24 protein-coding genes and 1 CRISPR repeat array are annotated in these 22,764 nt (G+C 72.6%); of the genes, 4 read left to right on the top strand and 20 right to left on the bottom strand.

All coding sequences use genetic code 11. From position 1 onward, the window contains the following. The first annotated feature begins 146 nt into the window (after nucleotides 1-146). From AB0G50_RS06695 to AB0G50_RS06685, 3 genes are all read left to right on the top strand, one after another. Nucleotides 147-746, top strand: coding sequence for a sigma-70 family RNA polymerase sigma factor (locus AB0G50_RS06695; RefSeq protein ID WP_360103036.1), 600 nt, complete (start codon nucleotides 147-149; stop codon nucleotides 744-746). A 73-nt stretch (nucleotides 747-819) separates the two neighbouring features. Continuing rightward, on the top strand, nucleotides 820-1,950 hold the full coding sequence (locus AB0G50_RS06690; RefSeq protein ID WP_360103034.1) for a DUF5667 domain-containing protein: 1,131 nt from the start codon (nucleotides 820-822) through the stop codon (nucleotides 1,948-1,950). A 55-nt stretch (nucleotides 1,951-2,005) separates the two neighbouring features. Further along, nucleotides 2,006-2,890 (top strand): HAD-IB family hydrolase, encoded by an 885-nt coding sequence (locus AB0G50_RS06685; RefSeq protein WP_360103032.1) that lies wholly within the window; start codon nucleotides 2,006-2,008, stop codon nucleotides 2,888-2,890. A 4-nt stretch (nucleotides 2,891-2,894) separates the two neighbouring features. Here the strand turns inward: AB0G50_RS06685 and AB0G50_RS06680 are convergent, their stop codons facing one another. The 13 genes from AB0G50_RS06680 to AB0G50_RS06620 form a co-directional block, all read right to left on the bottom strand. Beyond that, nucleotides 2,895-3,764, bottom strand: coding sequence for a lysophospholipid acyltransferase family protein (locus tag AB0G50_RS06680; protein WP_360103138.1), 870 nt, complete (start codon nucleotides 3,762-3,764; stop codon nucleotides 2,895-2,897). Nucleotides 3,765-3,825: 61 nt separating this feature from the next. Further along, complete coding sequence (locus tag AB0G50_RS06675; RefSeq protein WP_360103030.1) at nucleotides 3,826-4,866, bottom strand: NAD-dependent epimerase/dehydratase family protein; 1,041 nt, start codon at nucleotides 4,864-4,866, stop codon at nucleotides 3,826-3,828. Between the two features lie 155 nt (nucleotides 4,867-5,021). Next, complete coding sequence (locus tag AB0G50_RS06670) at nucleotides 5,022-5,123, bottom strand: AURKAIP1/COX24 domain-containing protein (RefSeq protein ID WP_015105422.1); 102 nt, start codon at nucleotides 5,121-5,123, stop codon at nucleotides 5,022-5,024. 124 nt (nucleotides 5,124-5,247) lie between these two features. Continuing rightward, nucleotides 5,248-5,451, bottom strand: coding sequence for a helix-turn-helix domain-containing protein (locus tag AB0G50_RS06665; protein ID WP_360103136.1), 204 nt, complete (start codon nucleotides 5,449-5,451; stop codon nucleotides 5,248-5,250). A 122-nt stretch (nucleotides 5,452-5,573) separates the two neighbouring features. After that, nucleotides 5,574-6,386, bottom strand: coding sequence for a pyrroline-5-carboxylate reductase (gene proC / locus AB0G50_RS06660; RefSeq protein WP_360103028.1), 813 nt, complete (start codon nucleotides 6,384-6,386; stop codon nucleotides 5,574-5,576). A gap of 294 nt (nucleotides 6,387-6,680) precedes the next feature. Next, nucleotides 6,681-7,320: direct repeats of the CRISPR family, unit length 28 nt; unit sequence GTCTTCCCCGCACACGCGGGGGTGGTCC. 171 nt (nucleotides 7,321-7,491) lie between these two features. Beyond that, nucleotides 7,492-8,295, bottom strand: coding sequence for a thioesterase family protein (locus AB0G50_RS06655; protein ID WP_360103026.1), 804 nt, complete (start codon nucleotides 8,293-8,295; stop codon nucleotides 7,492-7,494). Between the two features lie 8 nt (nucleotides 8,296-8,303). Then, entirely contained in the window at nucleotides 8,304-9,215 is a 912-nt protein-coding gene (locus AB0G50_RS06650) for a proline dehydrogenase (protein ID WP_360103024.1), read from the bottom strand. A 30-nt stretch (nucleotides 9,216-9,245) separates the two neighbouring features. Beyond that, on the bottom strand, nucleotides 9,246-10,034 hold the full coding sequence (locus AB0G50_RS06645) for a sugar phosphate isomerase/epimerase family protein (protein ID WP_360103022.1): 789 nt from the start codon (nucleotides 10,032-10,034) through the stop codon (nucleotides 9,246-9,248). Continuing rightward, nucleotides 10,031-11,365 carry a hypothetical protein gene (locus tag AB0G50_RS06640; RefSeq protein WP_360103020.1) on the bottom strand — a complete coding sequence of 445 codons (1,335 nt, stop codon included), beginning with the start codon at nucleotides 11,363-11,365 and terminating at the stop codon, nucleotides 10,031-10,033. Before AB0G50_RS06640 ends, AB0G50_RS06645 begins: the two co-directional genes overlap by 4 nt. After that, the gene (locus AB0G50_RS06635) at nucleotides 11,365-12,375 is read right to left on the bottom strand and encodes a Ppx/GppA phosphatase family protein (protein WP_360103018.1); all 1,011 of its coding nucleotides are present in this window, start codon (nucleotides 12,373-12,375) and stop codon (nucleotides 11,365-11,367) included. The genes AB0G50_RS06640 and AB0G50_RS06635 overlap by 1 nt, the downstream gene beginning before the upstream one ends. 27 nt (nucleotides 12,376-12,402) lie before the next feature. Then, entirely contained in the window at nucleotides 12,403-13,083 is a 681-nt protein-coding gene (locus tag AB0G50_RS06630; RefSeq protein WP_184665632.1) for a response regulator transcription factor, read from the bottom strand. Further along, on the bottom strand, nucleotides 13,080-14,255 hold the full coding sequence (locus AB0G50_RS06625) for an ATP-binding protein (protein WP_360103016.1): 1,176 nt from the start codon (nucleotides 14,253-14,255) through the stop codon (nucleotides 13,080-13,082). The genes AB0G50_RS06630 and AB0G50_RS06625 overlap by 4 nt, the downstream gene beginning before the upstream one ends. Before the next feature lie 108 nt (nucleotides 14,256-14,363). Continuing rightward, the gene (locus AB0G50_RS06620; protein WP_360103014.1) at nucleotides 14,364-15,176 is read right to left on the bottom strand and encodes an oxidoreductase; all 813 of its coding nucleotides are present in this window, start codon (nucleotides 15,174-15,176) and stop codon (nucleotides 14,364-14,366) included. A gap of 76 nt (nucleotides 15,177-15,252) precedes the next feature. On the opposite strand from AB0G50_RS06620, the gene AB0G50_RS06615 reads away from it, so the two are divergent. Continuing rightward, nucleotides 15,253-15,876 (top strand): DNA-binding response regulator, encoded by a 624-nt coding sequence (locus tag AB0G50_RS06615; protein WP_360103134.1) that lies wholly within the window; start codon nucleotides 15,253-15,255, stop codon nucleotides 15,874-15,876. Between the two features lie 38 nt (nucleotides 15,877-15,914). Here AB0G50_RS06615 and AB0G50_RS06610 read toward each other — a convergent pair whose 3' ends face one another. From AB0G50_RS06610 to AB0G50_RS06580, 7 genes are all read right to left on the bottom strand, one after another. Continuing rightward, nucleotides 15,915-16,661, bottom strand: a complete 747-nt coding sequence (locus AB0G50_RS06610; RefSeq protein WP_360103012.1) for a phosphoglyceromutase — start codon at nucleotides 16,659-16,661, stop codon at nucleotides 15,915-15,917. 123 nt (nucleotides 16,662-16,784) lie between these two features. Next, nucleotides 16,785-17,015 (bottom strand): hypothetical protein, encoded by a 231-nt coding sequence (locus AB0G50_RS06605; RefSeq protein WP_360103010.1) that lies wholly within the window; start codon nucleotides 17,013-17,015, stop codon nucleotides 16,785-16,787. A gap of 264 nt (nucleotides 17,016-17,279) precedes the next feature. Beyond that, nucleotides 17,280-18,839 carry a 4-coumarate--CoA ligase family protein gene (locus tag AB0G50_RS06600; protein WP_360103008.1) on the bottom strand — a complete coding sequence of 520 codons (1,560 nt, stop codon included), beginning with the start codon at nucleotides 18,837-18,839 and terminating at the stop codon, nucleotides 17,280-17,282. 419 nt (nucleotides 18,840-19,258) lie between these two features. After that, a complete protein-coding gene (locus tag AB0G50_RS06595) occupies nucleotides 19,259-20,128 on the bottom strand; it encodes a DUF4349 domain-containing protein (protein ID WP_360103006.1) in 870 nt (289 codons plus the stop codon). A gap of 69 nt (nucleotides 20,129-20,197) precedes the next feature. Further along, a complete protein-coding gene (locus AB0G50_RS06590; protein WP_360103004.1) occupies nucleotides 20,198-20,680 on the bottom strand; it encodes a YbjN domain-containing protein in 483 nt (160 codons plus the stop codon). Continuing rightward, the gene (gene mshA / locus AB0G50_RS06585; protein WP_360103002.1) at nucleotides 20,677-21,930 is read right to left on the bottom strand and encodes a D-inositol-3-phosphate glycosyltransferase; all 1,254 of its coding nucleotides are present in this window, start codon (nucleotides 21,928-21,930) and stop codon (nucleotides 20,677-20,679) included. The genes AB0G50_RS06590 and mshA overlap by 4 nt, the downstream gene beginning before the upstream one ends. Continuing rightward, on the bottom strand, nucleotides 21,927-22,727 hold the full coding sequence (locus AB0G50_RS06580) for an alpha/beta hydrolase (protein WP_360103000.1): 801 nt from the start codon (nucleotides 22,725-22,727) through the stop codon (nucleotides 21,927-21,929). Before AB0G50_RS06580 ends, mshA begins: the two co-directional genes overlap by 4 nt. Nucleotides 22,728-22,764: the final 37 nt, after the last annotated feature.

Genomic DNA, 22,764 nt, shown 5'->3' with positions numbered 1-22,764 from the left:
GTCGCAGTCCCGAGACCACCAGCCGTTACCTACTAGGGAGTAACAACACGTATGCTGCCGGCACGGCGACGCTGTGGAGGTGCCGCGAGCCGATGACCGCCAGGGCACGCTCGAACACCGTCCGAACCAACCGGACGCTCCGCTCGATGTGGAGCACTGGAGGGCAGTCCAGCACGATCGAGGACGTGGAACCCGACGCGGCGGAAGAGCCGTGGAACCTCGTCCGTGCCGCCCAGGGGGGCGACACGGACGCGTTCGGCGCGCTGTACGACCGGTACGTCGACGTCGTCTACCGCTACGTCCTCTTCCGGGTGGGTGACCGCACCCTGGCGGAGGACGTCACCAGCGAGACGTTCCTGCGCGCGCTGCGCAGCATCGGGTCGATCAGCTACCAGGGCCGCGACGTGGGTGCGTGGTTCGTCACGATCGCCCGCAACATCGTCTTCGACCACGTGAAGTCCAGCCGCTACCGGCTGGAGGTCACCACGGCGGAACTGGCGGACAACCGCGAGGTCGCGGACGGCCCTGAGCAGGAGGTTCTCACCGACGCGACGAACGCCGAGCTCCTCCGGTGTGTCGCCCAGCTCGGTGACGACCAGCGAGAATGCATCACGCTGCGTTTCATCCAGGGCTTGTCCGTCGCCGAGACGGCCGCGAGGATGGGTCGCAACGAAGGCGCCATCAAGGCCCTGCAACACCGCGCGGTGCGCCGACTCGCCCAGCTGCTGCCCTCGTGGCTGCGGTGAAACGCGGTCGCGTAACCCCGGTGCGGTCCGGTTCGTTGTCCGGTGCAGGGTTCTCCCGGCGAACGGTTGCGGAATGGTGGGCAGAGGTATCACGCCGCTAGGGCGTCACAGAGAGCGCGAGCACTTCGCCCGCGCCGTCGACGCGCAGCCGGACGAGACCGGTCCGGACTCACCGTTCGCCGACGAGCTGGCGGTCGTCGCCCTGCTACGGGAGTCCGCAGTCACGAGCGGACCGGACGAGGCCGCGAAGGCCCGGATGCGGGCCCGGATCCTGGCCGCCGCGCCGGAGGTCACCACCAGGCTCGAGGTCGTCGGGAAACCACGCCAGGCCAGACCCGGCTCCGGCGCGCGCGGCCGACTGGTGATCGCGCTCGCCGCGGCCCTGCTGATGGTGTTCTCGCTGGCCGGCATGAGCCTGCTGCTCAGCCGCGACGCGCTGCCGGGCGACCCGCTGTACGGCGTGAAGAGGACCGCCGAGTCGGCCACGCTCGGCCTGACGTTCGACGAGCAGTCCAAGGGTTTCAAGCGGATGGAGTTCGCCTCCGCGCGGGTCTCCGAGATCGGCACGCTCGTCGACCGCTACCGCGACTCCGGCGGCGGCCCGCTCGGCAGCTACCTGACCGCGTTGACCGACTTCGACACCGACGCCTCGGCCGGGTCGAGGGTGCTCTCCTCCTACGGCGTCGCCTCCGACCAGCGCACGCTCGCGGCGCTCCAGGACTGGGCCACCGCGCACACCGCGCGGCTGTCGGACCTGCGCGGCGGGTTGCCGCCCGAAGCCGCCGCCCGGGCCCGCGCGTCGCTCGAACTGCTCGACCGGATCGGCCGCCGCGCCGCGGACCTGCGCGCGCGGGCCAACTGCTCGACCGTCACCGACGGCACCGCCGACGACATCGGCCCGGTGCCCGCCACCGGCGACTGCGTGCCGGTGTACACCGCGCCCTCGGCCTCGGTGCCGACCGACGCGCCGTCGTCGGTGCTGGTCAGCGCGCCGCCGGCGCAGGTCCCGGCGACCACCGCGCCCGGCGCCGTGCCGACGGCCGCACCGCAGACCACCCGTCCGGGCGTGCCCACGACCGCGGCGCCGGTGCCCTCGCTGCCGTTGCCGCTGCCGCCGGTCACCGTCGTGCCGACGCAAACCCCGGGGCTCACGCTGCCGTTGCCGCTGCCCCTCCCGCTGCCGTTGCCCGGCCTGGTGGGCTGATCGCTACCCTTGTCCCCACAGGACACCCCTGGGAGGCGCGGACGTGGTGAGGCGTGTGGTGGAGAGCACGGCCGAACGGGAGAGGCTCGCCGAGCTGGCCGGTGAGGCCTCGGCCGAGGCCGCGATCGCGCACGCCCCGGTCCTCGACCCCTCGTCCGGCGCGACGACCGACCTGACCGCCGCCGCGTTCTTCGACGTGGACAACACGATGATGATGGGCGCGTCGATCTTCCACTTCGCCCGCGGCCTGGCCGCGCGCAAGTACTTCAAGAACTCCGACCTGGTCGGGTTCGCCTGGCAGCAGCTGAAGTTCCGGGTCGGCGGCCGCGAGGACCCGCAGAGCGTGAAGGCGTCCCGCGAGCAGGCCCTGTCGTTCGTGGCCGGCCGCTCGGTCGCGGAGCTGGTGTCGCTCGGCGAGGAGATCTTCGACGAGCTGATGGCGGACAAGATCTGGACCGGCACCCAGGCGTTGGCCCAGATGCACCTCGACGCGGGCCAGCGGGTGTGGCTGGTCACCGCGACGCCGGTGGAGCTGGCCCAGATCATCGCCCGCAGGCTGGGCCTGACCGGCGCCCTGGGCACCGTCTCGGAGTCCTCGGACGGCATCTACACCGGCCGCCTGGTGGGCGACCTGCTGCACGGCCGGGCCAAGGCGCACGCGGTCCGCGCGCTGGCCGCCAAGGAGGGCCTGAACCTGCGCCGGTGCACGGCCTACTCGGACTCGGTGAACGACGTGCCGATGCTGTCCGTGGTGGGCACGGCGGTGGCCGTCAACCCGGACTCCGGCCTGCGCGAGGTGGCCCGCAAGCGCTCCTGGGAGATCCGCGACTTCCGCACGGGCCGCAAGGCGGCCAAGATCGGCGTCCCGTCGGTGCTGGGCGCGGGAGCCCTGGCCGCGGCCGTGGCGGCCGGCCTGGCCTACCGCAGGCGCAACCCCTGAACCCTCAGCCCAGGAACACGTTGCGGCGCTGGGTGAGCAGCCGGTAGAGGGTCTGCTGGACGGTTTCCCGGACCTGGTCGGTCAGGTTGAACACCAGCATCGGGTCGTCCGCGGCGTGCTCGCCGTGCACGTCGGTCGGGATCGGCTCGCCGAACTCGATGTACCACTTCGACGGCAGCGGCACGGCGCCCAGCGGGCCGAGCAGCGGGAAGAACGGCGTCACCGGGAAGTAGGGGAACCCGAACAGCCTGGCCAGCGGCTTCAGGTCGCCGATCTTCGGGTAGATCTCCTCCGCGCCCACGATCGAGCAGGGGATGATCGGCACACCGGTGTTCAACGCCGCCGACACGAACCCGCCGCGGCCGAAGCGCTGGAGCTTGTAGCGGTCCTTGAACGGCTTGCCGATGCCCTTGAAGCCCTCCGGCCACACGCCCACCAGCTCACCGCCGCGCAGCAGCCGCTCGGCGTCCGGGTTGCACGCCAGCGTCTGACCGCTCTTGCGGGCCAGCGCGCCCAGCACGGGCGTCTTGAACACCAGGTCCGCCCCGAGCATCCGCAGGTGCCGGTCGACCTCGGCGCGCACCGCGTACGCGGTCATGGTCGCGTCCAGCGGCAGCGTGCCGGAGTGGTTGGCCACGATCAGCGCGCCGCCCTCGACGGGCAGGTTGTGCACGCCGAACACCTCGACCCGGAACCACTTCTCGTACAGCGGCCGCAGCGGCGGCATCAGCAGGGTGTCGGTGAGGTCGGGGTCGAAGCCGAACTCGTCCACCTCGTACTCGCCGCGCAGCCGCCGCCTGGCGAACGCGAACAGGTCGGTCAGCCGGCGTTCCCACTCGGTCGGTCCGGCCGCCGGGGGCTCGACCGCGGCCAACCTCGGCGGCTCGGGCTCGCGGTCGCCGTGCAACGGGATCACTCGGGCCTCGGGCACCGTGCTACCTCCTCAGCCGGGCGGCGAGGTCCAGGACGCGGCCCTCGACCGAGTCCACCACCCCGGGGTCGATCATCGGACGCAGCGCCCGGCCGCTCACGTAGTCGTCGAACGCCTGCTGCGTGGTCCACCGGGGCGCGAAGCCGAACTCCTGCTTGAGCAGCGTGGTGTCGACCACCCGACCCCAGTTGAGGAACCGCATCTGGTCGGGCGAGAAGTCCACCAGGCGCGCGCTGCGGAACAGCCGGCCGGTCGCGGGCACCGCCACGCTCGGCACCCGCAGGTTGACCCGCCCGGCCCGGCGGATGGCCTGGGACAGCATCAGCACCCCGTCGCCGCCCGCGTTGAACACGCCGGGCAGGTCGTGCAGCGCGGCCCGTTCGAGCACCGCCAGCGCGTCCTCGGAGTGCAGCAGCTGCACGCGGGCGTCGTAGCCCAGCACCGTCGGCACGACCGGCAGGGCGAAGTACCGGGTGAGCACCGTGTCGATGCGCGGCCCGATGAAGTTGGTGAACCGCAGCGTGCTGACCAGCACGTCGGGTCGACGGCGGGCGAACGCCCGGACGTAGCCCTCGACCTCCACCGCGTCCTTGGCGTAGCCGCTGGAGGGCAGGTCCTTCGGGCCCATCTCCTCGGTGAACACGGCCGGGTCGCGCGAGGACGAGCCGTAGACCGCGCTGGTCGACTTCACCACCAGCTTGCGCACGTGCGGCGACTTCTGGCACGCGGCCAGCAGCTGCATCGTGCCGATGACGTTCATCTCCTTCATCGCCGTGCGACCGGTCGGGCCGGGCGGGTTCGCCGTGACCGACGCGTGGACGACCGTGTCGACCCGCGCGGTGGCGATGACCTTGGCGATGAGGGGGTTGCGGATGTCGGCGCGCACGAACTCGGCGCGGCCCATGCGGCGGAGCACGTCGCGCGCGGGCGGTTCGGTGTCCACCGCGAGGACGCGGCCGACGTCCGGGTTCGCGGCGAAGCGCGCGGCGAGGTGACCGCCGAGGAAGCGGCTGCAACCGGTGACGAGAACGACCTTGGGCGCCATGCGACTCCAGGTGGGGTGCTGCGACAGGCCTGATGGTAGTCGCGGTGACCGGCTACCCGGTCCACCGCGTCCCACTCCTGCCGCAGGTCACCCGCACGACAACGCCGCCGGACCCCCGCTGGGAGACCGGCGGCGCCGTGCGGAACCCGCAGGGGTTACTTGCCGCGCTTCCTGCGCTGCACGCGAGTCTTGCGGAGAAGCTTGCGGTGCTTCTTCTTCGACATGCGCTTGCGGCGCTTCTTGATGACCGAGCCCATGCGGGTTCCTTCACTACTAGACGTCGGTGGTCTCCATGCGCCGGTTGGAGACACCCGTCAAGAGGGCGCGCCGACACCAGGCACGAACTGGCCTACCACTTTACCCGGCGGTCGGCGGGGCACCTCACCCGGCGTCGAAGTAGGCGTTCCGCAGGTACTCGTGGACCGCCTTCTCGGGCACCCGGAACGACTTGCCGACCCGTACCGCGGTCAGCTCGCCGCCGTGCACCAACCGGTACACCGTCATCTTCGAGACGCGCATCACGAGCGCGACCTCCGCGACCGTCAGGAACTTGACCCCGACGATCGGTTTCTCCTCCGCAGCCATCGTCTTCACCGCGTCCTTCGACACGCGTCGTGCCGTCGGCTTCCCCACCGACGGTTCGACACGCACGTGCTGTCCTGAGAGTAACGGGACAGGTGGGACTGGTGCGACGGCCAATGGCGGTATCAATCCGCTCGGTGGGCCTGTCCGAGCTCGACCGAACGGTCCCGGGCGGCCTCGATGGCGGCCAGCAGCGCGGCCCGCACCCCGTGCCGCTCCAGCTCGCGGATGGCCATGATGGTCGTGCCGGCGGGGCTCGTGACGGCCTCGCGGAGGATCACCGGGTGCTCCGTGCCCTGCGCCAGCATGGTCGCCGCGCCGACCGCGCTCTGGATGATCAGGTCGGAGGCGAGGTCGCGCGGGATGCCGAGCAGGATCCCGGCGTCGATCATCGCCTCGACCAGGAAGAAGAAGTAGGCCGGGCCGGAGCCGGAGAGCGCGGTGACGGCGTCCTGCTGGCTCTCCGGGACGCGGGCCACCTTGCCGACGGTGGACAGCAGTTCCTCGACCAGGTTCAGGTGCGCGTCGGTGGCGTTGCGCCCTGCGGAGATGGCGCTCATGGCCTCGCCGACGAGCATGGGGGTGTTGGGCATGACCCGGACGACGGGCGTGCCGGCGGCCAGCCTGGCCTCGAACAGGGCGGTCGGCAGGCCGGCGCAGAGCGAGACGACGAGCTTGTCGGCGGTGACGTGGGGCGCGAGCTGCGCCAACAACGGCTCGATGTCCTGGGGCTTGACGGCCACCACGAGCACGTCGGCCCGCCGAGCCGCGTCCACGACGTCGACCCCTTCCACCCCGTAGGCGTCGGCCAACACCTTGGACCGCTCGGGGTGCTTCTCGGTGAAGAGCAACTCCCCCGCCGCCCGCCCGCCCTGCAACAACCCGGAGAGCAGCGCCTCTCCGATCTTCCCGGCCCCGAGCACGGCAATCGTCGTCATGCGCCAAGCCTGCCACGCCCCCGTTCGGCCCAACGCACGCATTACCCGGGGCCGAGGAGGTGGAATGGGGCAGCGCCGATCCGGGCCCCTGGGGGGGCGACGGCGGGAGGCGAGGTGCGGGAGGCGACGGAGGGGGCCGCAGGGGGGAGACGACCCTGGGGTTTCGCCCGGGTGCAGCCACCGAATCGAGCAACCCGCCGAGACGCACCACGCACGGCTCGCCGCGCAGGCACCGACTCGCGCAAACCGAACGAAAACCAGCCACGGTGGCCCTAAAGTGCCACGTCAGAAAGTGTCTTCCCCGCACACGCGGGGGTGGTCCGCACGTTCACACCCACGAGGTCGTGACCGGGGTCGTCTTCCCCGCACACGCGGGGGTGGTCCGGTCACCTTCACGAACGGCTTGGCCCCGTTCGGGTCTTCCCCGCACACGCGGGGGTGGTCCCGGCCCCGACCGGTGACGCGGACGCGCCGCTGCGTCTTCCCCGCACACGCGGGGGTGGTCCCTGGAACGTCCCGGTCACCGTGATCAGGTCGACGTCTTCCCCGCACACGCGGGGGTGGTCCGCTCACGGTGTCCGGCTCGGGCCAGCAGCGCGGGTCTTCCCCGCACACGCGGGGGTGGTCCGGCCCAGAACCCGTCCGGGTCGTCGGCGCGTTCGTCTTCCCCGCACACGCGGGGGTGGTCCCGAACCCCGTCCCGTGCGGGACGGCACTGATCCGTCTTCCCCGCACACGCGGGGGTGGTCCGTCGATCTCCGGCCATGCGGTGATGACGGCCGGGTCTTCCCCGCACACGCGGGGGTGGTCCGCTGGCGTCCCACCGGGCACAGGACACCTACATCGTCTTCCCCGCACACGCGGGGGTGGTCCCAACCCCGAGGGGGCGGGCTGGGCGAAGTTCGGGGCTTCCCCGCACGCGCGGGGGGCCAGCCGGTCGCCCACGTACGCCGCGACATGGCCGTCTTCCCCGTGCAAGCGGGGGTGTCCCCGGTCGGCGTGGCTTGGGTCGTTGGATTGTGGGATTGTTGGACGATTCTACCTGTGAATACTGCGCGCGTAGGATTGTTGAGTGATTGGATCGTTCAACAATCCTACGAACTGCTCATGCCACCGGGGTCAGGGCCAGTTGGCGGGCCTGGCAGATCAGGGTGCCGGTGGAGTCGATGACCACGGCGTCCTCGTCGAACCACTGGCCGTGGACGGCTCGGGCGGAGAAGCGGGTGCGGAGCCAGCCCGGGGCCGGGGCGGCTCGGAGGAGGGCGGTCAGCTGGACCGTCGGGGACCAGCCGAAGCGGCCCAGGTTGAAGGTGACGGGCATGGAGATGTCGCCCGTCATCAGCGCGAAGTACGGGTCCGGGCGCTCCGCCAGTGGTTTCACCCACAGGTCCAGGACCAACGGGTCCGTGGTGCGGCCCGTCAGGAAACCCGCCGTGTGCGGCGACAACCTCACCTCGCACACCGCGCCCAGCTTGTACACCCCGGCAGGCCCCAGCGTGGCCAGGTCGATGGCGTCCGCCGGCGGCACGGCCGGCAGATCGGGCAGGTCCGCGTACGACACCCCGCCGGACGGCAGCCGACCGACCGTCACCGCCACCTCGACGCACGACCGCCCCCGCTGCTCGATCGACGCGTTCACCACCGTCGCCGTCCGACCGACCTTGCGCACCTCGGTCCGCACCAGCACGGGCCCGACCTCCGGCGCCCGCAGGAACTGCGCCGACACCGCCAACGGGTCGAGCTCGGCGATCCCGGACGCGGCGCACGCCGAGGCGACGGCGGCGCGGGCGGCCAGCGCCAGCAGGAAACCACCGTGCGGCTTGGGACCGATGGTCCACTCCGGCGGCAGGGTGGCGGTGTAGGTGCCGTCACCCAACGGGCGGACCGCACTGGCAAGCGAGAACGACACTGAGCTCCCTAAAACCGGCCGACGAGCGCAGCCGCCACGAACGCGGGGCGTTCGACCAGCGTGCGCACCAGGTACCCGTACCACTCGGCGCCGTACGGCAGGCGCACCCGAACCGAGTGCCCCTCGGCCACGAGCCGAAGCCGCCCCGTCGCGCGCACCCCGTGGCGCGCCAGGAACTCGAACGAACCGGGCGCGCGCCCGTACCACTGCGCGCGCTCGGCGACGATCTCGGTCAACCGCGGGTCGTCGGTGGCGAACACCGGCCGACCCGACCCGGCCAGCAGCGCGTTCGCGCAGCGCACGTAGCTCAGGTCCACCTCGTGCGGGTCGACGAACGCCACCGAGGCGGGCTCGGCGCCGCGGTCGCCGGACAGCCGGACGCGCGTGCCGGACAACGCCGCGCACCGCGCCCGCGCGGCGCGCGAGGAGGCGTACAGCCCGATCCCGGTCGACGGCCAGTGCCGGCGCACCTCCGCGAGCACCCGCAGCGCGAGGTCGCCGGTGGTGTGGTCGCCGGAGTCGATCGTCACCGCGGTGCCGCACTGGTCGGCGGCGGCGCACACGCGGGACACGCTGTCCACCACGACCCGCTCGGCCAGCGCCGACCCGAGCGCGGGCAGCGTCACGGCCACCTCGACGTCCGCGCCCAACCCGTGCAGGTGCAGCGAGTCCAGCAGCGCCAGGTGCTCCCGGACGGTCCGCTCGACGGCGGCGCGCGAGGCGCCCGGCTCGCCGAGGAGTTCGACCACGACCCGGAATCCGTCCTCGACCAGGTCGCCCGCCGCGTCCACGGCGTCGGACGTGGTGGGACCGGCGGTCAGCCGACGTGCCGCGGCGGCACCGAGCCGGGATCCGGCGATCGCACGGCGCACCGCGTCGCTGCCCGCGGCGGCGAGGAGCGACGAGCGCAGCGGAGTCACGATCAAGACCCTAAACCAGGGCCGACCGGGTCACACCAGGTGCGCCCGCGCGAACCGCAACGACTCGGCGAGCAGTTCGCGCCGTTCGGGAGCCGTCTTCGCGCGCCGGGTGTTGACCTCCAGCACGACCTGACCGGCGAAACCGGACGGGCGAAGGGCGCGGCACAGTTCGGCGCACGGCTGGTTGCCCCGTCCGGGCACGAGGTGCTCGTCCTTCGGCAACCCGCTGCCGTCGGCCAGGTGGACGTGGGTCAGCGCCGGTCCCATGCGCTTGAACAGCTCCATCGCGTCCATCGACGCGGCCGAGGCGTGCGACAGGTCGAGCGTGTAGTTGCGGTGGCCGACGTCGGTCGGGTCGATGGACGGCCGGAACGCGGTCACCTGGACCGACCGGCCGCGGCCGAGTTCGCGGCGGACCGGGAACATGTTCTCGACCGCGATCCGCACCCCGCTCTCGTCCTCGAGCCCGGCGACGAGGTCGGCGAACCCCTCGGCGTACCGGCGCTGCCACAGGAACGGCGGGTGCAGCACGACGGTCCGCGCGCCCAGGTCGGACGCGGCGCGCACGCTGCGGCGCAACCGCTCGGCCGGGTCCGGCGACCAGACCCGCTGGCTGATCAGCAGGCACGGCGCGTGCACCGCGAGCACCGGCACGCCGCTGCCGCGCGACAGGCGTTGCAGCGCGCGGACGTCCTGGCTGATCGGGTCGGCCCACACCATGACCTCGACGCCGTCGTAGCCGAGGTCGGCGGCGGCCTCGAACCCCGCGCCCGCCGGCTGCGGCCAGACGGCGGCGGTGGACAGGCCTACCGGGATCAAGACTTCACCAGCAGCATCGCCGCTGGTGACACGGTGACGATCAGGCCGACCAGCACGGCGAGCACGGTGGTCTGGAGGTCGTCGGCGCGGCGGATCTTGCGGACCACGAGCACCAGTCCGACGGTCACCGCGAGCGCCACGACGAGCGCGGCGGGCGCGAGGGTGCGCCACAGGAAGCTGAAGCCGAGCCACAGCGCGGCGCCGCCGACGACGCCGATGGCCAGCTGGCCGATCATGACCAGCCACTCCTTGCCGGGCGAGCGGCGGACGGGCTCGTCGTCGAGTTCGACGTCCTCGTCCACGTCGGCCAGACCGGCCGGGCCCTCGTCGGCGAACTCGCGGCGCGGCAGCTCGTAGTCGTCGTCCCGGTCCGCCTCCTCGTCGTCCAGGTCGACGTAGGGGTGGAACTGGGTGCTCTCGCCCGCGGGCGCGCCGCCTCCGGGCTCGTCGTCGTCGCCGAACCAGTCCTCGGGCGCCTGGCCGGGCAGCGGGTCGGGCAGCCGCGGCGGCGCGGGCGGCACGATCAGCACCGACTCGGTCGGCAGGGACTCCAGCGGGACGTTGGGCTTGAGCTTGTCCTCGATGCGCGGCAGCACCTCGGTGACCGGCTCGCGCACCGGTGGCGGAGGAGGCGGCGGCGGGCGCAGGTTCGCGCGGGTCGGCTCGGCCGGTTTGGGCAGGTTCGGCCGGGACTGCTCGCCGAGGAACTCGTCGTAGTCGGCGTCCCTGATGGGCGGCACGACCCGGGTCTCCTCGGCCGCGTCCACGTCGGGCACGCCGCGTCTGCGCGGGTCCGGCCGGGGCAGGTCCGACCTGGACGGGTCGAGCCTGGCCGACAGCGGGTCGGGTCGGGCGGACGCCTCGCCGAACGGGTCCAGGCGCGAGGACGCCGGCGGCACGGGCGGCGGGGTCAGGTCGGCGCGGGTCGCCTCGGCCCGGTTGTCCGGCCTGGGCAGCGGGTCCGTGCGCAGCGGGTCGGTGCGCAGGGGCTCGGCCGGCACGGGCGCGGGCTCCGGCCGGACCGGCGCGGCGAACGTGGTGCGCTCCGGATCTGGCCGGCGGCGGCGCTGGGGCAGCGATCCCGGCGGCGGCGCGGCGGGCGGTGGCGGAGGCGGCGGAGGGCTCGACGGGGGCGGCTCGTCGCGGATCGGCAGGAGCCGGCCGCTGTCCGAGTTGACCCGGTCGATGATCGTCTGCGGAGCGGTGTCCGACGCGTCCTCGGCACGACGGCGTCGCCTGCGCGGCTGCGGGTCGCCGGACCCGCCGCCGTACTGGGCGAGCAACTCCGCGACCGTGCGCTGGGTCTGCTCCGACTCGCTCTCTCGACTCATCAACTCCACCGTGCCCCGTGGCGGCCAGTCCGTCCAGTGTCACCCGACCGCCGGGTGCGGGCCGCGGGGGTGTCCTGGTCTGCGCCGTCAGTCTGGTCCAAGCGGCGCAGGATGACACCTTCCCGGAGCGCCCAGGGGCAAATCTCCAGCTCGTGGAGTGACAGGGCGCGCATCGCGGCTTCCGCGACCAGCGCGCCGGCCACCAGCTGGTGCGAGCGACCGGGGCTGACGCCCTCGAGCTCGCCGAGGTCGTCCGCCGGCATGCGGGACACGAAGGCGATCAGTTGACGCAGACCGGCGTGGGTGAGCACACGTCTGGCGCGCGGTCCGGCCGACGACGGCGCGGCGCCGGTCAACCTGGCCAGCGTCCGGAACGTCTTGGAGGTCGCCACCACCCGGTCGGGTTCACCCACCCGGCGGAGCTTCTTCACCACCGGCGCCAGCTGGTCGTCGAGCCACTCGACGGTGTCCGCGACCTCCTGCCGGGTCGGCGGGTCGTTCGCGAACCTGGTCCGGGTCAGCCTGCCCGCGCCCAGCGGCACGGACAGCGCGATCTCGGGGTCCTCGTCCCGACCGACGCCCAGCTCCAGCGAGCCGCCGCCGATGTCCAGGCACAGCAGCCGGCCCGCCGACCACCCGTACCACCGGCGCACGGCGAGGAACGTGTAGCGCGCCTCGTCCTCGCCGGAGAGCACCTTGAGGTCGACACCGGTCTCGGTGCGCACCCGGTCGAGCACCTCGGCGGAGTTGGCCGCCTCGCGCACGGCCGACGTGGCGAACGCCATCAGGTCCTCGCAGCCCAACCGGACCGCGGAGGCCTTGCTGGCGGCGACGGCGCGGACCAGCTGGTCCGCGCCCGCCTTGGTCAGCAGCCCACCGTCGTCCAACTGCTCGGCGAGCCGCAGGACGGACTTCTCCGAACTCATCGGCGTGGGGTGGGCACCCCGATGGGCGTCCACCACCAAGAGGTGGACGGTGTTGGATCCGACGTCCAGCACTCCTAGGCGCACGGCGTGCACCGTACCTGGTCGGGTGCGTCAGCTCTCGAACTTGTAGCCAAGACCGCGCACGGTGACCAGGTGGCGGGGTGCCGACGGGTCGGGCTCGATCTTCGAGCGCAGCCGCTTGACGTGCACGTCCAGGGTTTTCGTGTCCCCGACGTAGTCCGCGCCCCACACCCGGTCGATCAGCTGGCCGCGGGTCAGCACCCGGCCGACGTTGCGCAGCAGGTACTCGAGGAGGTCGAACTCCTTGAGCGGGAGCGACACCTCGCCGCCGTCGACGGTCACCACGTGCCGCTCGACGTCCATCCGGACCGGGCCGGCTTCCAGGACCTGCGGCAGCAGCTCCTCGGACTCGCCGCCGCGGCGCAGCACGGCGCGGATCCGGGCGATCAGCTCGCGGGCCGAGTAGGGCTTGGTCACGTAGTCGTCCGCGCCGAGTTCGAGGCCGACGACCTTGTCGATCTCGCTGTCCCGCGCGGTCACCATGATCACCGGCACGGCCGAGCGCTGGCGCAGCTGCTTGCACACGTCGGTGCCGCTCATGCCGGGCAGCATCAGGTCGAGCAGCACGATGTCGGCGCCGTTGCGGTCGAACTCCTCGAGCGCCTCCTGACCGGTGCCGGCGAGGGCGGCGGTGAAGCCCTCCTTGCGCAGGAGGAAGGCGAGCGGGTCCGCGAAGCTCTCTTCGTCCTCAACGATGAGCACCCTGGTCACAGCTCTCCTCCGACTTTCGTGCTGAGTAGTTCCGGCTTGGGCAGATCGGCTGTGGGCTCGTCCCGGTCGGGGTGCGCCGGGATCCGCAGGGTGAAGGTCGAGCCGGTGCCGGGCAGGCTCCACAGCTTGACCTCGCCGCCGTGGTTGGCGGCCACGTGCTTGACGATCGCGAGACCGAGGCCGGTGCCTCCGGTCGCGCGGGAGCGCGCCTTGTCCACCCGGTAGAAGCGCTCGAACACCCGGGTCTGCTGGTTCTCGGCGATGCCGATGCCGCGGTCGGTGACGGCGATCTCCACGTAGCCGTTCACCAGCCGGCGGCTGACCGAGACCGGGCTGCCGGGCGGCGAGTACGCCACGGCGTTGTCGAGCAGGTTGCTCAGCGCGGTGACCAGGAGCGTCCGGTCGCCCTCGACCTCGAGGCCGTTGGGCTCGTCGGTGGTCACGTCGATGTCGGCGGACTCGGCGGCCAGCTTGGTGCGGCTCATGGCCTCGCTGATCACCTCGTCCACGGACACGTGCGACAGCTCGGGGAGCTTCTCCGCGCCCTGGAGCCGGGACAGCGCGATCAGCTCGGTGACCAGTGTGCCGAGCCTGGTCGCCTCCTGCATGATCTTGGCGCTGAACCGCCGCACCTCCTCCTGGTCGTCGGCGGCGTCGAGCACCGCCTCGGCGAGCAGGGCCAGCGCGCCGACCGGCGTCTTCAGCTCGTGGCTGACGTTGGCGACGAAGTCGCGCCTGGTCGCCTCCAGCCGCACCGCGTCGGACTCGTCGGAGGCGTCGACCACGACGAAACCCTCGACCAGGACCCGGACGTCGGCGTGCACGGCCTGCGGCTGCCTGCCCTTGACCTCCAGCGAGGACAGGTCGACGGCGACGACCTCGTTGCCCTTGCGGGCGAGTTCGGCGGCGCGCCGGGCGCGGTCGTCCACCCGGTTGTTGCGCACCACGCCCAGTTCCTCGGCGCGCGGGTTGTGCAGCACGACGTCGCCGAAACCGTTGAGGACGACGATGCCGTCGTGGGAGGACTGGACGATCATGCCCATCAGGTCGGCGACGGTCAGGCCGGTCGGGCGCTCTTCGCGCGGGCGGGCGGTGGCCCGCCCCGCGAGAAACGCCCCACCGCCGATCAGCAGAGCGCCGATCGACAGGACGAGGTAACCCGTTGCGGTCACAAGCGCATGGTAAGCAGGTCAGACGGGGTCCGGCCTAGACCACACGCGTGGTTCGTGACGCCGGCGACACCGTCTGGCACCGATGTTTCCCGACCGGTCGATTTTCGTTCACCCAGTCGTGTCCAAAAGAGTGAGGTCAGCGGCGGAAAGGTGGAGATCTCCGGACGCGAGGTTCTCTTCCAGGTGACGCACGGAGGACGTACCGGGGATCAGCAGCACGTTCGGCGCGCGGTGCAGCAGCCACGCCAGGGCCACCTGGCGACTGGTCGCGCCGTGCGTCTCGGCGACCTCGTCCAGGACGCGCGAGCGCACCGGGGTGAACCCGCCGAGGGGGAAGAACGGCACGTAGGATATGCCCTTTTCGACCGTTTCCGCCAGGGTGTCCTCGTCCTGCCGGTCGGCGACGTTGTACTGGTTCTGCACGCACACCACGGGCGCGATCGACAACGCCCGCGCCAACTGCTCCGGACCGGCGTTGCTGAGCCCGAGGTCCCGGATCAACCCCTGCTCGCGGAGCTCGGCGAGCGCGGTGAACGGCTCCTCCAGCGAACCCGAGTCCCGGCCGGGCACCCGCAGGTTCACCACGTCGAGCCGCTCGACGCCGAGGTTGCGCAGGTTGTCGTGCACGGCCGCGCGCAGCTCCTCGGCCGAGTGCGCGGGCAGCCACGCCTTGTCCGGCGTGCGCCGGTAGCCGACCTTCGTGACGATCGTGAGGTGCTCCGGGTAGGGGTGCAGCGCTTCCCTGATCAGCTCGTTGACCACGTGCGGGCCGTAGAAGTCGCTGGTGTCGACGTGGTCGACGCCGAGTTCGACGGCCTTGCGCAGCACGGTCCTGGCGTTCTCCGGGTCGGCGGGCGGTCCGTAGACGCCCGGCCCGGCCAGCTGCATGGCCCCGTACCCGATCCGCTTGACGTTCAGCATGGTGTCCACTCTGGTCCGCGGCGGCCGGCCGCGCCCGCCGCCGGCAGGTTGCTGCCATGCTCGACCGGTGGACGCGGTGGCGGTGGTGCGGGGCGAGGAAGAGCTGTTCGGGCGCACGGCGCACCTGTTCGCGGCGGCGACCGAGGTGTCCTGCGCGGCGAACGACCTGCACACGTGGGCGAGCGGCCGGCCACGCGAGGACGGGCCGCGGCCGGCGCGGACTCCGAGGCTGCGCAAGCTGTTCCGGTTGGACACGCTGCTCGACCCGACGTGGGGCGAGCACGTGCGGCGGATGGCCGGGCACGGCGCGGACGTGCGGGTGTCCACGTCGGACGTGAGCGAGACGATCGTGCTGGACCGCCGGGTGGTGATCCTGGCGGGCGACCGCTCGGCGGGCGAGCGCGCCTACAGCGTGATCACCCAGCCGACGGTGGTGCACGGGGTGGTGGCGCTGTTCGAGGCGGCCTGGCGGGCCGGCACCGCGTTGGCCGTGCACGAGGCGGGGATGGCCGAGCTGCGCCCGCTGGTGCCCGGGCTGCTCGACGCGCTGAACTCGGGGGCGACCGACGAGGCGGCCGCGCGGGCGTTGCGGATCTCGGTGCGCACCTACCGCCGGCGGGTCGCGGAGCTGATGGCCGCGCTGGGCGCGACGTCGCGGTTCCAGGCGGGCGCGCGGGCCCGGGAGCTCGGACTGGTGTGAGCGGACCGGGACCTTTCCGGCCCCGGCCCGCTCGGGGGTCAGCGACCCTGGTTGGCCACGGCCTTGATCGCGTCGGCCGCCGCGTCCGGGTCGAGGTAGGTGCCGCCCGGGTTGGTCGGGCGCAGGTCCTCGTCCAGGTCGTAGCGCAGCGGGATGCCGGTGGGGATGTTCACGCCCGCGATCGCCTCGTCGGAGATCCCGTCGAGGTGCTTGACCAGCGCGCGCAGCGAGTTGCCGTGCGCGGCGACGAGCACCGTCTTCCCGGCGCGCAGGTCCGGCACGATCGCCGTCTCCCAGTACGGGATCATCCGGTTGACCACGTCGAGCAGGCACTCGGTGAGCGGCAGGTCCGGACCGAGGCCCGCGTAGCGCGGGTCGGCGTCCTGGCTGAACTCGCTGCCCGGCGCGATCGGCGGCGGCGGGGTGTCGTAGGAACGGCGCCAGAGCATGAACTGCTCCTCGCCGAATTCCTCGAGGGTCTGCTTCTTGTTCTTGCCCTGCAACGCGCCGTAGTGGCGTTCGTTCAACCGCCAGTCGCGGCGGACCGGGATCCAGTGGCGGTCCGCGGAGTCCAGCGCCAGGTTCGCCGTCTGGATCGCGCGGCGCATCAGCGAGGTGTGCACCACCTCGGGCAGGACGCCCGCCTCGCGCAGCAGCACGCCGCCGCGCTTCGCCTCGCCGACGCCCTTCTCGGACAGGGCGACGTCCACCCAGCCGGTGAACAGGTTCTCGGCGTTCCACACGCTCTCGCCGTGGCGGAGCAGCACCAGGGTTCCGACAGACATGGGCGTCAGCCTGCCAGATGGCGCGCGACCCGCCGCAGTGGCGCTGACCACGATCTGAATCGGTGTAGCGCCGACCTGCCGGAACGGCCCGCGCGAGGGGGGTTCGCGCGGGCCGTCGCGCGGTCAGCCGCCCAGCAGGCTGCCCAGGACGCCGGTGACCTGACCCAGGTCCAGCGCCGAGGCGCTGGAGCCCGACCCGCCGCCGAGCTTGATCACGTTGACCTCCGCGCCGACCACGTCGTCGAACAACGCGCCGGGACCGTCGGCGGTGGTGGCCGAAGCGCCGGACGCGGTCGCGAACATGGCCGCCGCGGGCAGGCCGACGACGAGCGCCATTTTACCGAGAAAACGCATGTGAGAACTCCGATGAGAGAATGCGAATTGCACCGCGCACGGTGGTCAATTCGGGTGCGCGGCGCAATTCGAAAGCCCGTTTCTCACGCGGGCGGGTGAACGCCGGGGCGGTTCCGGGAGCGACCGGCCGTGCCACGCCCGTTCTCGCGGGCACGGGGACCGGCACGCGGTCCGCGCCCCGACCCGTTCCCACGGTCACCGGCGCGCGGTCCGCGCCCCACGCGTTCTCGCGGTCGCCGGCACGCGGTCCGCGCCCGCCGGCGCTCAGGCGTTCTCGCGGGCCCGGAGGTCCTTGCGCAGGATCTTGCCGGACGCCGACTTCGGGATCGCGTCGATGAACTCGACCACGCGGACCTTCTTGTGCGGCGCGACGTGCGCGGCGACGAAGTCCATCACCTCGGCGGCGGTCAGCTCGACGCCCGGCTGCGCCACCACGAACGCCTTGGGCACCTCCTCGCCCTCCTGGTCGCGCACGCCGACCACGGCCGCGTCCGCGACGGACGGGTGGGTGAGCAGCAGCGCCTCGAGTTCCGCCGGCGGCACCTGGTAGCCCTTGTACTTGATCAGCTCCTTGACCCGGTCCACGATGCTGACCAGGCCGTCCGCGTCGATCACGCCCACGTCGCCGGTGTGCAGCCAGCCGTCGGCGTCCAGCGTCGCGGCGGTCGCCTCGGGGTTGTTCAGGTAGCCCTTCATCACGTTCGGGCCGCGGCACCACAGCTCGCCGCGCTCGCCGACGCCGACGTCCTCGCCGGTCGCCGGGTCGATGAAGCGGCACTCCATGTTCGGCGCGATCACGCCGACCGTGCCGACGGAGATGTCGTCGCGGCCGTCCGGGATCGCGTGGCTGACCGGGCTCATCTCGGTCATGCCGTAACCCTGGGAGACCTTGCACCCCAGGCGTTTCGCGACCGCCGCGGCCAAGTCGACGTCCAGCGGCGCGGCGCCGGAGAAGATCGTGTCGATGCCGGAGAGGTCGTACTGGTCCACGAGCGGGTGCTTGGCCAGCGCCACGGCCACCGGCGGCGCGATGTAGACGCGGTCGGTCCGGTGGTCCTGGATCACCCGGAGGAACTCGGGCAGGTCGAACCGGGGCATGGTCACCACGGTCGCGCCGACGTGCAGGCCGTTGTTCATCAGCACCTGCATGCCGTAGATGTGGAAGAACGGCAGCACGGCGAGGATCTTCGTGGTGTCGCCGATCCGCAGCAGCGGCCCGCACTGGACGATGTTCGCGACCAGGTTGCGGTGGGTGAGCATGACGCCCTTGGCCCGGCCGGTGGTGCCCGAGGAGTACGGCAGCACGGCCACGTCGTCCGGCGAGACCTCGACGCTCGGCACCGGGCCGGTGGACGAGAGCAGGTCGGTCAGCGACGGGTGGCCCTCGGCGCGGTCGAGCACCACGACGTCGGAGATGCCCGCGGCAGCGGCGCCCGGAACCGCGTTGGGCAGCAGCGCGGACACCGTGAACAGGAGCTTCGCGCCCGCGTCCCGGAGCTGGTGGGCGACCTCGTCCGCGGTGTAGAGCGCGTTGACGGTGGTCGCGGTGGCGCCGGCGCGCAGGATCCCGTGGAACACCACGGCGTAGTAGGGCGTGTTCGGGCTGAGGATCCCGACGACGTCGCCCTTGCCGACACCGCGCTCGGCCAGCGCGGCGGCGAGCCGGTCGACCGCGGCGGACAGCTGCGCGTAGGTCAGGGAGGCGCCGGAGCCGCCGTCCACCAGGGCCACGCGGTCCGCGCGGGAGCCGAGGTCGGCGAACAGCAGCTCGTGCAGGGTGACGTCCGGGACCGCGACATCGGGGAACGGACTCCGGAAGACCATGCGGCGGCCCCATTCGTTCGGCGGCGGACGATCTGGACATCGTGAGCCACACCACAACCCTGGTCAAGGTCCTCGAACGCCGACACCGAGGCGTTACTTGTCGGGGCTAAGAACACTCGAACGGAGTAACCCCAGGTCTTGTGGTGATCACCGGCGATCTGCCAAGTTGGCAGGGCCTCACGGGTCGGCGCCCACGCACTCCGATCGACCTGTGCGGCACCTGCCCGCGGCCGCTTCCCCCCGTCGCGCCGTGGGCCGACCCGCTGGGACACCGGGCTCCCCCCGCCCGCGTCCCACCAGTGCGGGGACCGACGCGGGGCGGCTTGACTCGCGACTCCCCCTCTCTCCCAAGCCGCCCCGCGCTCCGCGCGTGTTGCTCTCGGTAGAATTTTCGATAGGAATCCTCACCCCAACGGGGGTCACTCCGTGGTGAGGAACTTCCGCTGCCGCCGGGTCCGCCGCCGGTACCACCAGGCCGCCGCGAAGGGCGCCAGGACCAGCGCGAAGGGCAGCACCGCGCCCAGCGCCACCACCAGCCCGTTCAAGCCGCTCACCAGCGCGTTCCAGCCGCCCGCGAACGCGTCGAGGAAGTCCGGGTCGGCCGGCGGCGCGGGCGCGGCCGAGGACTCCACCACCGACACCGTCAGCGTGGACAGCGCGACCTGGTCCGCGAGCTGGTCGTGCCTGCGCTGCAACGACTCCAGGTCGGACTGGCGCTTGGTCAGCTCGCCCTCGATCGAGGTGATCTCCGCGGTCGAGGACGCCTTGTCCAGCAACGCCCGCACCCGCTCCACGCTGGCCCGCTGGTTCGCCAGCCGCGCGTCGACGTCGACCACCTGGTCCGTCACGTCCTCGGTGCGCACCGTGCTGTCGACCACGCGCGTCCCGTCGAGCGCCTTCACCGCCTTCAGCACCGCGTCGAGCCGGTCCGCCGGCACCCGCAGCGTCGCCTCGGCCCGCCGGTCGCGCGCGTTCTCGGTCGCGACGAACCCGCCCTGCCCGGTCACCACGTCCTTGAGCCGTCCGAACGCGTCCGGCACGTCCGCCGCGCTCAGGTTCACCGTCGCGGTCCGCACCAGCTGTCTGCCCGACACGGCCGCCGGTTCGCCCTTGGCCTCCTTCGCGGGCTGCCCCGGGTTCTGCCCCGGCACGCCCTGCTGCGCCACGCCCTGCTGCGGCGCGGCCTGGTCGACCGCCATCCCCGCGCTCGACGACGACATGTCCGACGCGCACCCCGCCAGCGCCAGCACCGCCGCGACGGCCACCGCCGCTCCCACCCGTCCGCCCATGGTCCCCTCCCGATTCCGACGTCGGTCGGAGGACGGATCAGGGCAGACGGGCAGTTGCAACGGTCAAGATCACGATTCGGACACCAGGTGCCGGAACGCCCGGAGGTTCTCGAGCGACTCGCCGCGCGACACCCGCCAGTCCCACTCGCGCCGGATGGCCGAGGCGAACCCGATCTCCAGCACCGTGTCGAAGTCGCCGTCGGCGGCCTCGACCACCTGACCCAGCACCCGGTCGAGCTCGTCCGGCGTCACCGCGTGCGGCGCGATCCGGCCCACCAGGTAGATGTCGCCCGCCGGGTCGAGCGTGTAGTGCACGCCGTACAGCCTCGCGTTGCGGCGCAACAGGAACCGGTACACCTCGGCGAACTTCTCGTCCGGTCGGCGGCACACGAACGCCTCGACCACCAGGGCGTGCCTGCCGAGCACCAGCCAGCAGTTGGTCTGCAACTTCTTGGTACCGGGAAGGGTCACGAAGAACCTGCCGGGCTCCGGGTTCTCGTAGGCCAGCCCACGATCGTCCAAAGTGGACCTGATCACCGACTCCGGGCTCAAGCGAAGACCTCCTCGCGGAACACGTCGCGCGCCTGCGCGTACCCCGCGAGCAGGGACTCGGTCGTGCGGTCCCAGGAGAACCGGCGCGCGTGGCCGACGGCGTTGCCGGCCAACTCCTCACGGTAGGCGGGGTTCAGCGCGATCGCGCGCAGGGCCTGCGCCCAGGCCGCCGGGTCGTGCCCGTCGACCAGCGCGCCGGACACCCCGTCCCGCACCGCGACCGGCAACCCGCCGACCGCCGCCGCGACCACCGGCGTCCCGCACGCCTGCGCCTCCAGCGCCACCAGCCCGAACGACTCGTTGTGGCTGGGCACCGCCACCACGTCCGCCGCCCGGTAGACGCCTGCCAGCTCCGCGCCGCCCTGCGGCGGCAGGAACCGGACCACGTCGGACACACCCAGCTCGCCCGCGAGCCGGCGCAGGTCCTCCGGCGTCTTCATGCCGGTGCCGGACGGTCCGCCGACGATCAGCACCTCCAGCCGCGACCGCAGCCCCGGGTCCCGCGCGAGCAGCTCGGCGCCGGCCTTGATCAGCATGTCCGGCGACTTCAACGGCTGGATCCGACCCACGAACGCGAGCACCACCGCGTCCGGCCGCAGCCCGAGCGCGGCGCGCGCGTCCTCGCGCGACCCCGGCACGAACCGCTCCAGGTCCACACCCGGCGGTACGACGAGCACCTTCGCCCGGTCCGCGCCGTACAGGTCGACCAGCTCGGCCGCCTCCACGTCGGTGTTCGCCACCAGCCGGTCCGCCTCGGCGGCGACCTGCTCCTCGCCGATGACCCGCATCCGGGGTTCCGGCGTGTCGCACGACGCCATCGCCAGGTTCTTCACCTTGGCCAACGTGTGCGCCGTGTGCACGAGCGGCACCGCCCAGCGCTCCCGGGCCAGCCAGCCGACCTGGCCGGAGAGCCAGTAGTGCGAGTGCACGACGTCGTAGTAGCCCGGCTCGTGACGTGCCTCGGCGCGCAGCACGCCCGCCGTGAAGGCGCACAGCTGGCCGGGCAGCTCGCCCTTGTCCAAGCCCTCGAACGGACCCGCGACCACGTGCCGCACCTTCACGCCCGGCGCGAGTTCGGCCACCGGCGGCAGGTCGGAGGAGGTGGCCCGGGTGAAGATCTCGACCTCGATGCCGCGCTTGGCCATCCGGGTCGCGGTCTGGACGATGTAGACGTTCATGCCGCCCGCGTCACCCGTGCCCGGCTGCTCCAGCGGCGAGGTGTGCACGGAGAGGATCGCGACCCGCTTCACCGGGAGACCTCCGCCGCGAACGCGGTCAGGTCGGCGGCGAACTCCTCGGGCCGCTCCAGGAACGGGGAGTGCCCGACACCCTCGTAGCGGCGCAGGACGGCGCCGGGGATCGTGGCGGCGGCGTACTCGGCGGCGGTCACGTCGACCACCTCGTCGGCGGTGCCGTGCAGCACCAGGGTCGGCCGGTCGACCGCGCGCAGCACGGCCGCGGAGTCGACGTCCCGGCGGAACAGCTCGCCGCGCACCCTCGGCGGCACCCGCAGCGCCGCGCCCAGCAGCCGCTGCACCACCTCGCCGGACAGGCCCCCGCCCTGCCCGGCGCAGAACTCGGCCAGCGCCGGCACCGCGACCGCCGGGTCCTCGGACAGCGCGGCCGGCAGCACCTTGCGCATCAACGGGCCGATCGACCCTCCCGGCCGGCCGGGCCCGATCTCGGTGATCGCGTCGACCAGCACGAGTCCCCGGACGTCGGCGGTGCCGTGCGCGCGCAGGAAGTCGGTGATCACCAGACCGCCGTAGGACCAGCCGACCAGGACCGCCGGTCCGGTGTGGTCCAGCACCGCCCTCAGGTCGGCCGCCCACGCGGCGGAGTCGCGGTAGCCGTCGGCGGTCACCTCGGACTCGCCGTGCCCGCGCAGGTCGGGCGCCGCGACGCGGAGCGGCACGTCGGACCGCACCGACCACACCGCTCCCGACTGCGCCCACCCGTGCACCAGCACGACCGCCGGGTCGCCGGGCCGGCCCGCCTCGCGGACGTTGAGCCGCACACCGCCCGCGGTGAGGAGAGAAGTCTGCACGAGCTACCACAACGCCGGTGCGGTCGCAGGACTTCCC

Origin of the sequence: Actinosynnema sp. NPDC020468, assembly GCF_040642015.1 — a bacterium.
Taxonomy (GTDB): domain Bacteria; phylum Actinomycetota; class Actinomycetes; order Mycobacteriales; family Pseudonocardiaceae; genus Actinosynnema.
Note: the sequence above shows the minus strand (reverse complement) of the source record. Positions and strands in the feature narration are given on the sequence as shown.

Excerpts from the sequence above, each read along its gene's own strand:
- AB0G50_RS06595 (WP_360103006.1), bottom strand. The coding sequence starts at position 20,128 with ATGGGCGGACGGGTGGGAGCGGCGGTGGCCGTCGCGGCGGTGCTGGCG.
- proC (WP_360103028.1), bottom strand. The coding sequence starts at position 6,386 with ATGACGACGATTGCCGTGCTCGGGGCCGGGAAGATCGGAGAGGCGCTG.
- AB0G50_RS06600 (WP_360103008.1), bottom strand. The coding sequence starts at position 18,839 with ATGGTCTTCCGGAGTCCGTTCCCCGATGTCGCGGTCCCGGACGTCACC.
- AB0G50_RS06665 (WP_360103136.1), bottom strand. The coding sequence starts at position 5,451 with ATGGCTGCGGAGGAGAAACCGATCGTCGGGGTCAAGTTCCTGACGGTC.
- AB0G50_RS06605 (WP_360103010.1), bottom strand. The coding sequence starts at position 17,015 with ATGCGTTTTCTCGGTAAAATGGCGCTCGTCGTCGGCCTGCCCGCGGCG.
- AB0G50_RS06675 (WP_360103030.1), bottom strand. The coding sequence starts at position 4,866 with ATGGCGCCCAAGGTCGTTCTCGTCACCGGTTGCAGCCGCTTCCTCGGC.
- AB0G50_RS06620 (WP_360103014.1), bottom strand. The coding sequence starts at position 15,176 with ATGCTGAACGTCAAGCGGATCGGGTACGGGGCCATGCAGCTGGCCGGG.
- AB0G50_RS06670 (WP_015105422.1), bottom strand. The coding sequence starts at position 5,123 with ATGGGCTCGGTCATCAAGAAGCGCCGCAAGCGCATGTCGAAGAAGAAG.
- AB0G50_RS06640 (WP_360103020.1), bottom strand. The coding sequence starts at position 11,365 with ATGAGTCGAGAGAGCGAGTCGGAGCAGACCCAGCGCACGGTCGCGGAG.
- AB0G50_RS06695 (WP_360103036.1), top strand. The coding sequence starts at position 147 with ATGTGGAGCACTGGAGGGCAGTCCAGCACGATCGAGGACGTGGAACCC.
- AB0G50_RS06690 (WP_360103034.1), top strand. The coding sequence starts at position 820 with ATGGTGGGCAGAGGTATCACGCCGCTAGGGCGTCACAGAGAGCGCGAG.
- AB0G50_RS06610 (WP_360103012.1), bottom strand. The coding sequence starts at position 16,661 with ATGTCTGTCGGAACCCTGGTGCTGCTCCGCCACGGCGAGAGCGTGTGG.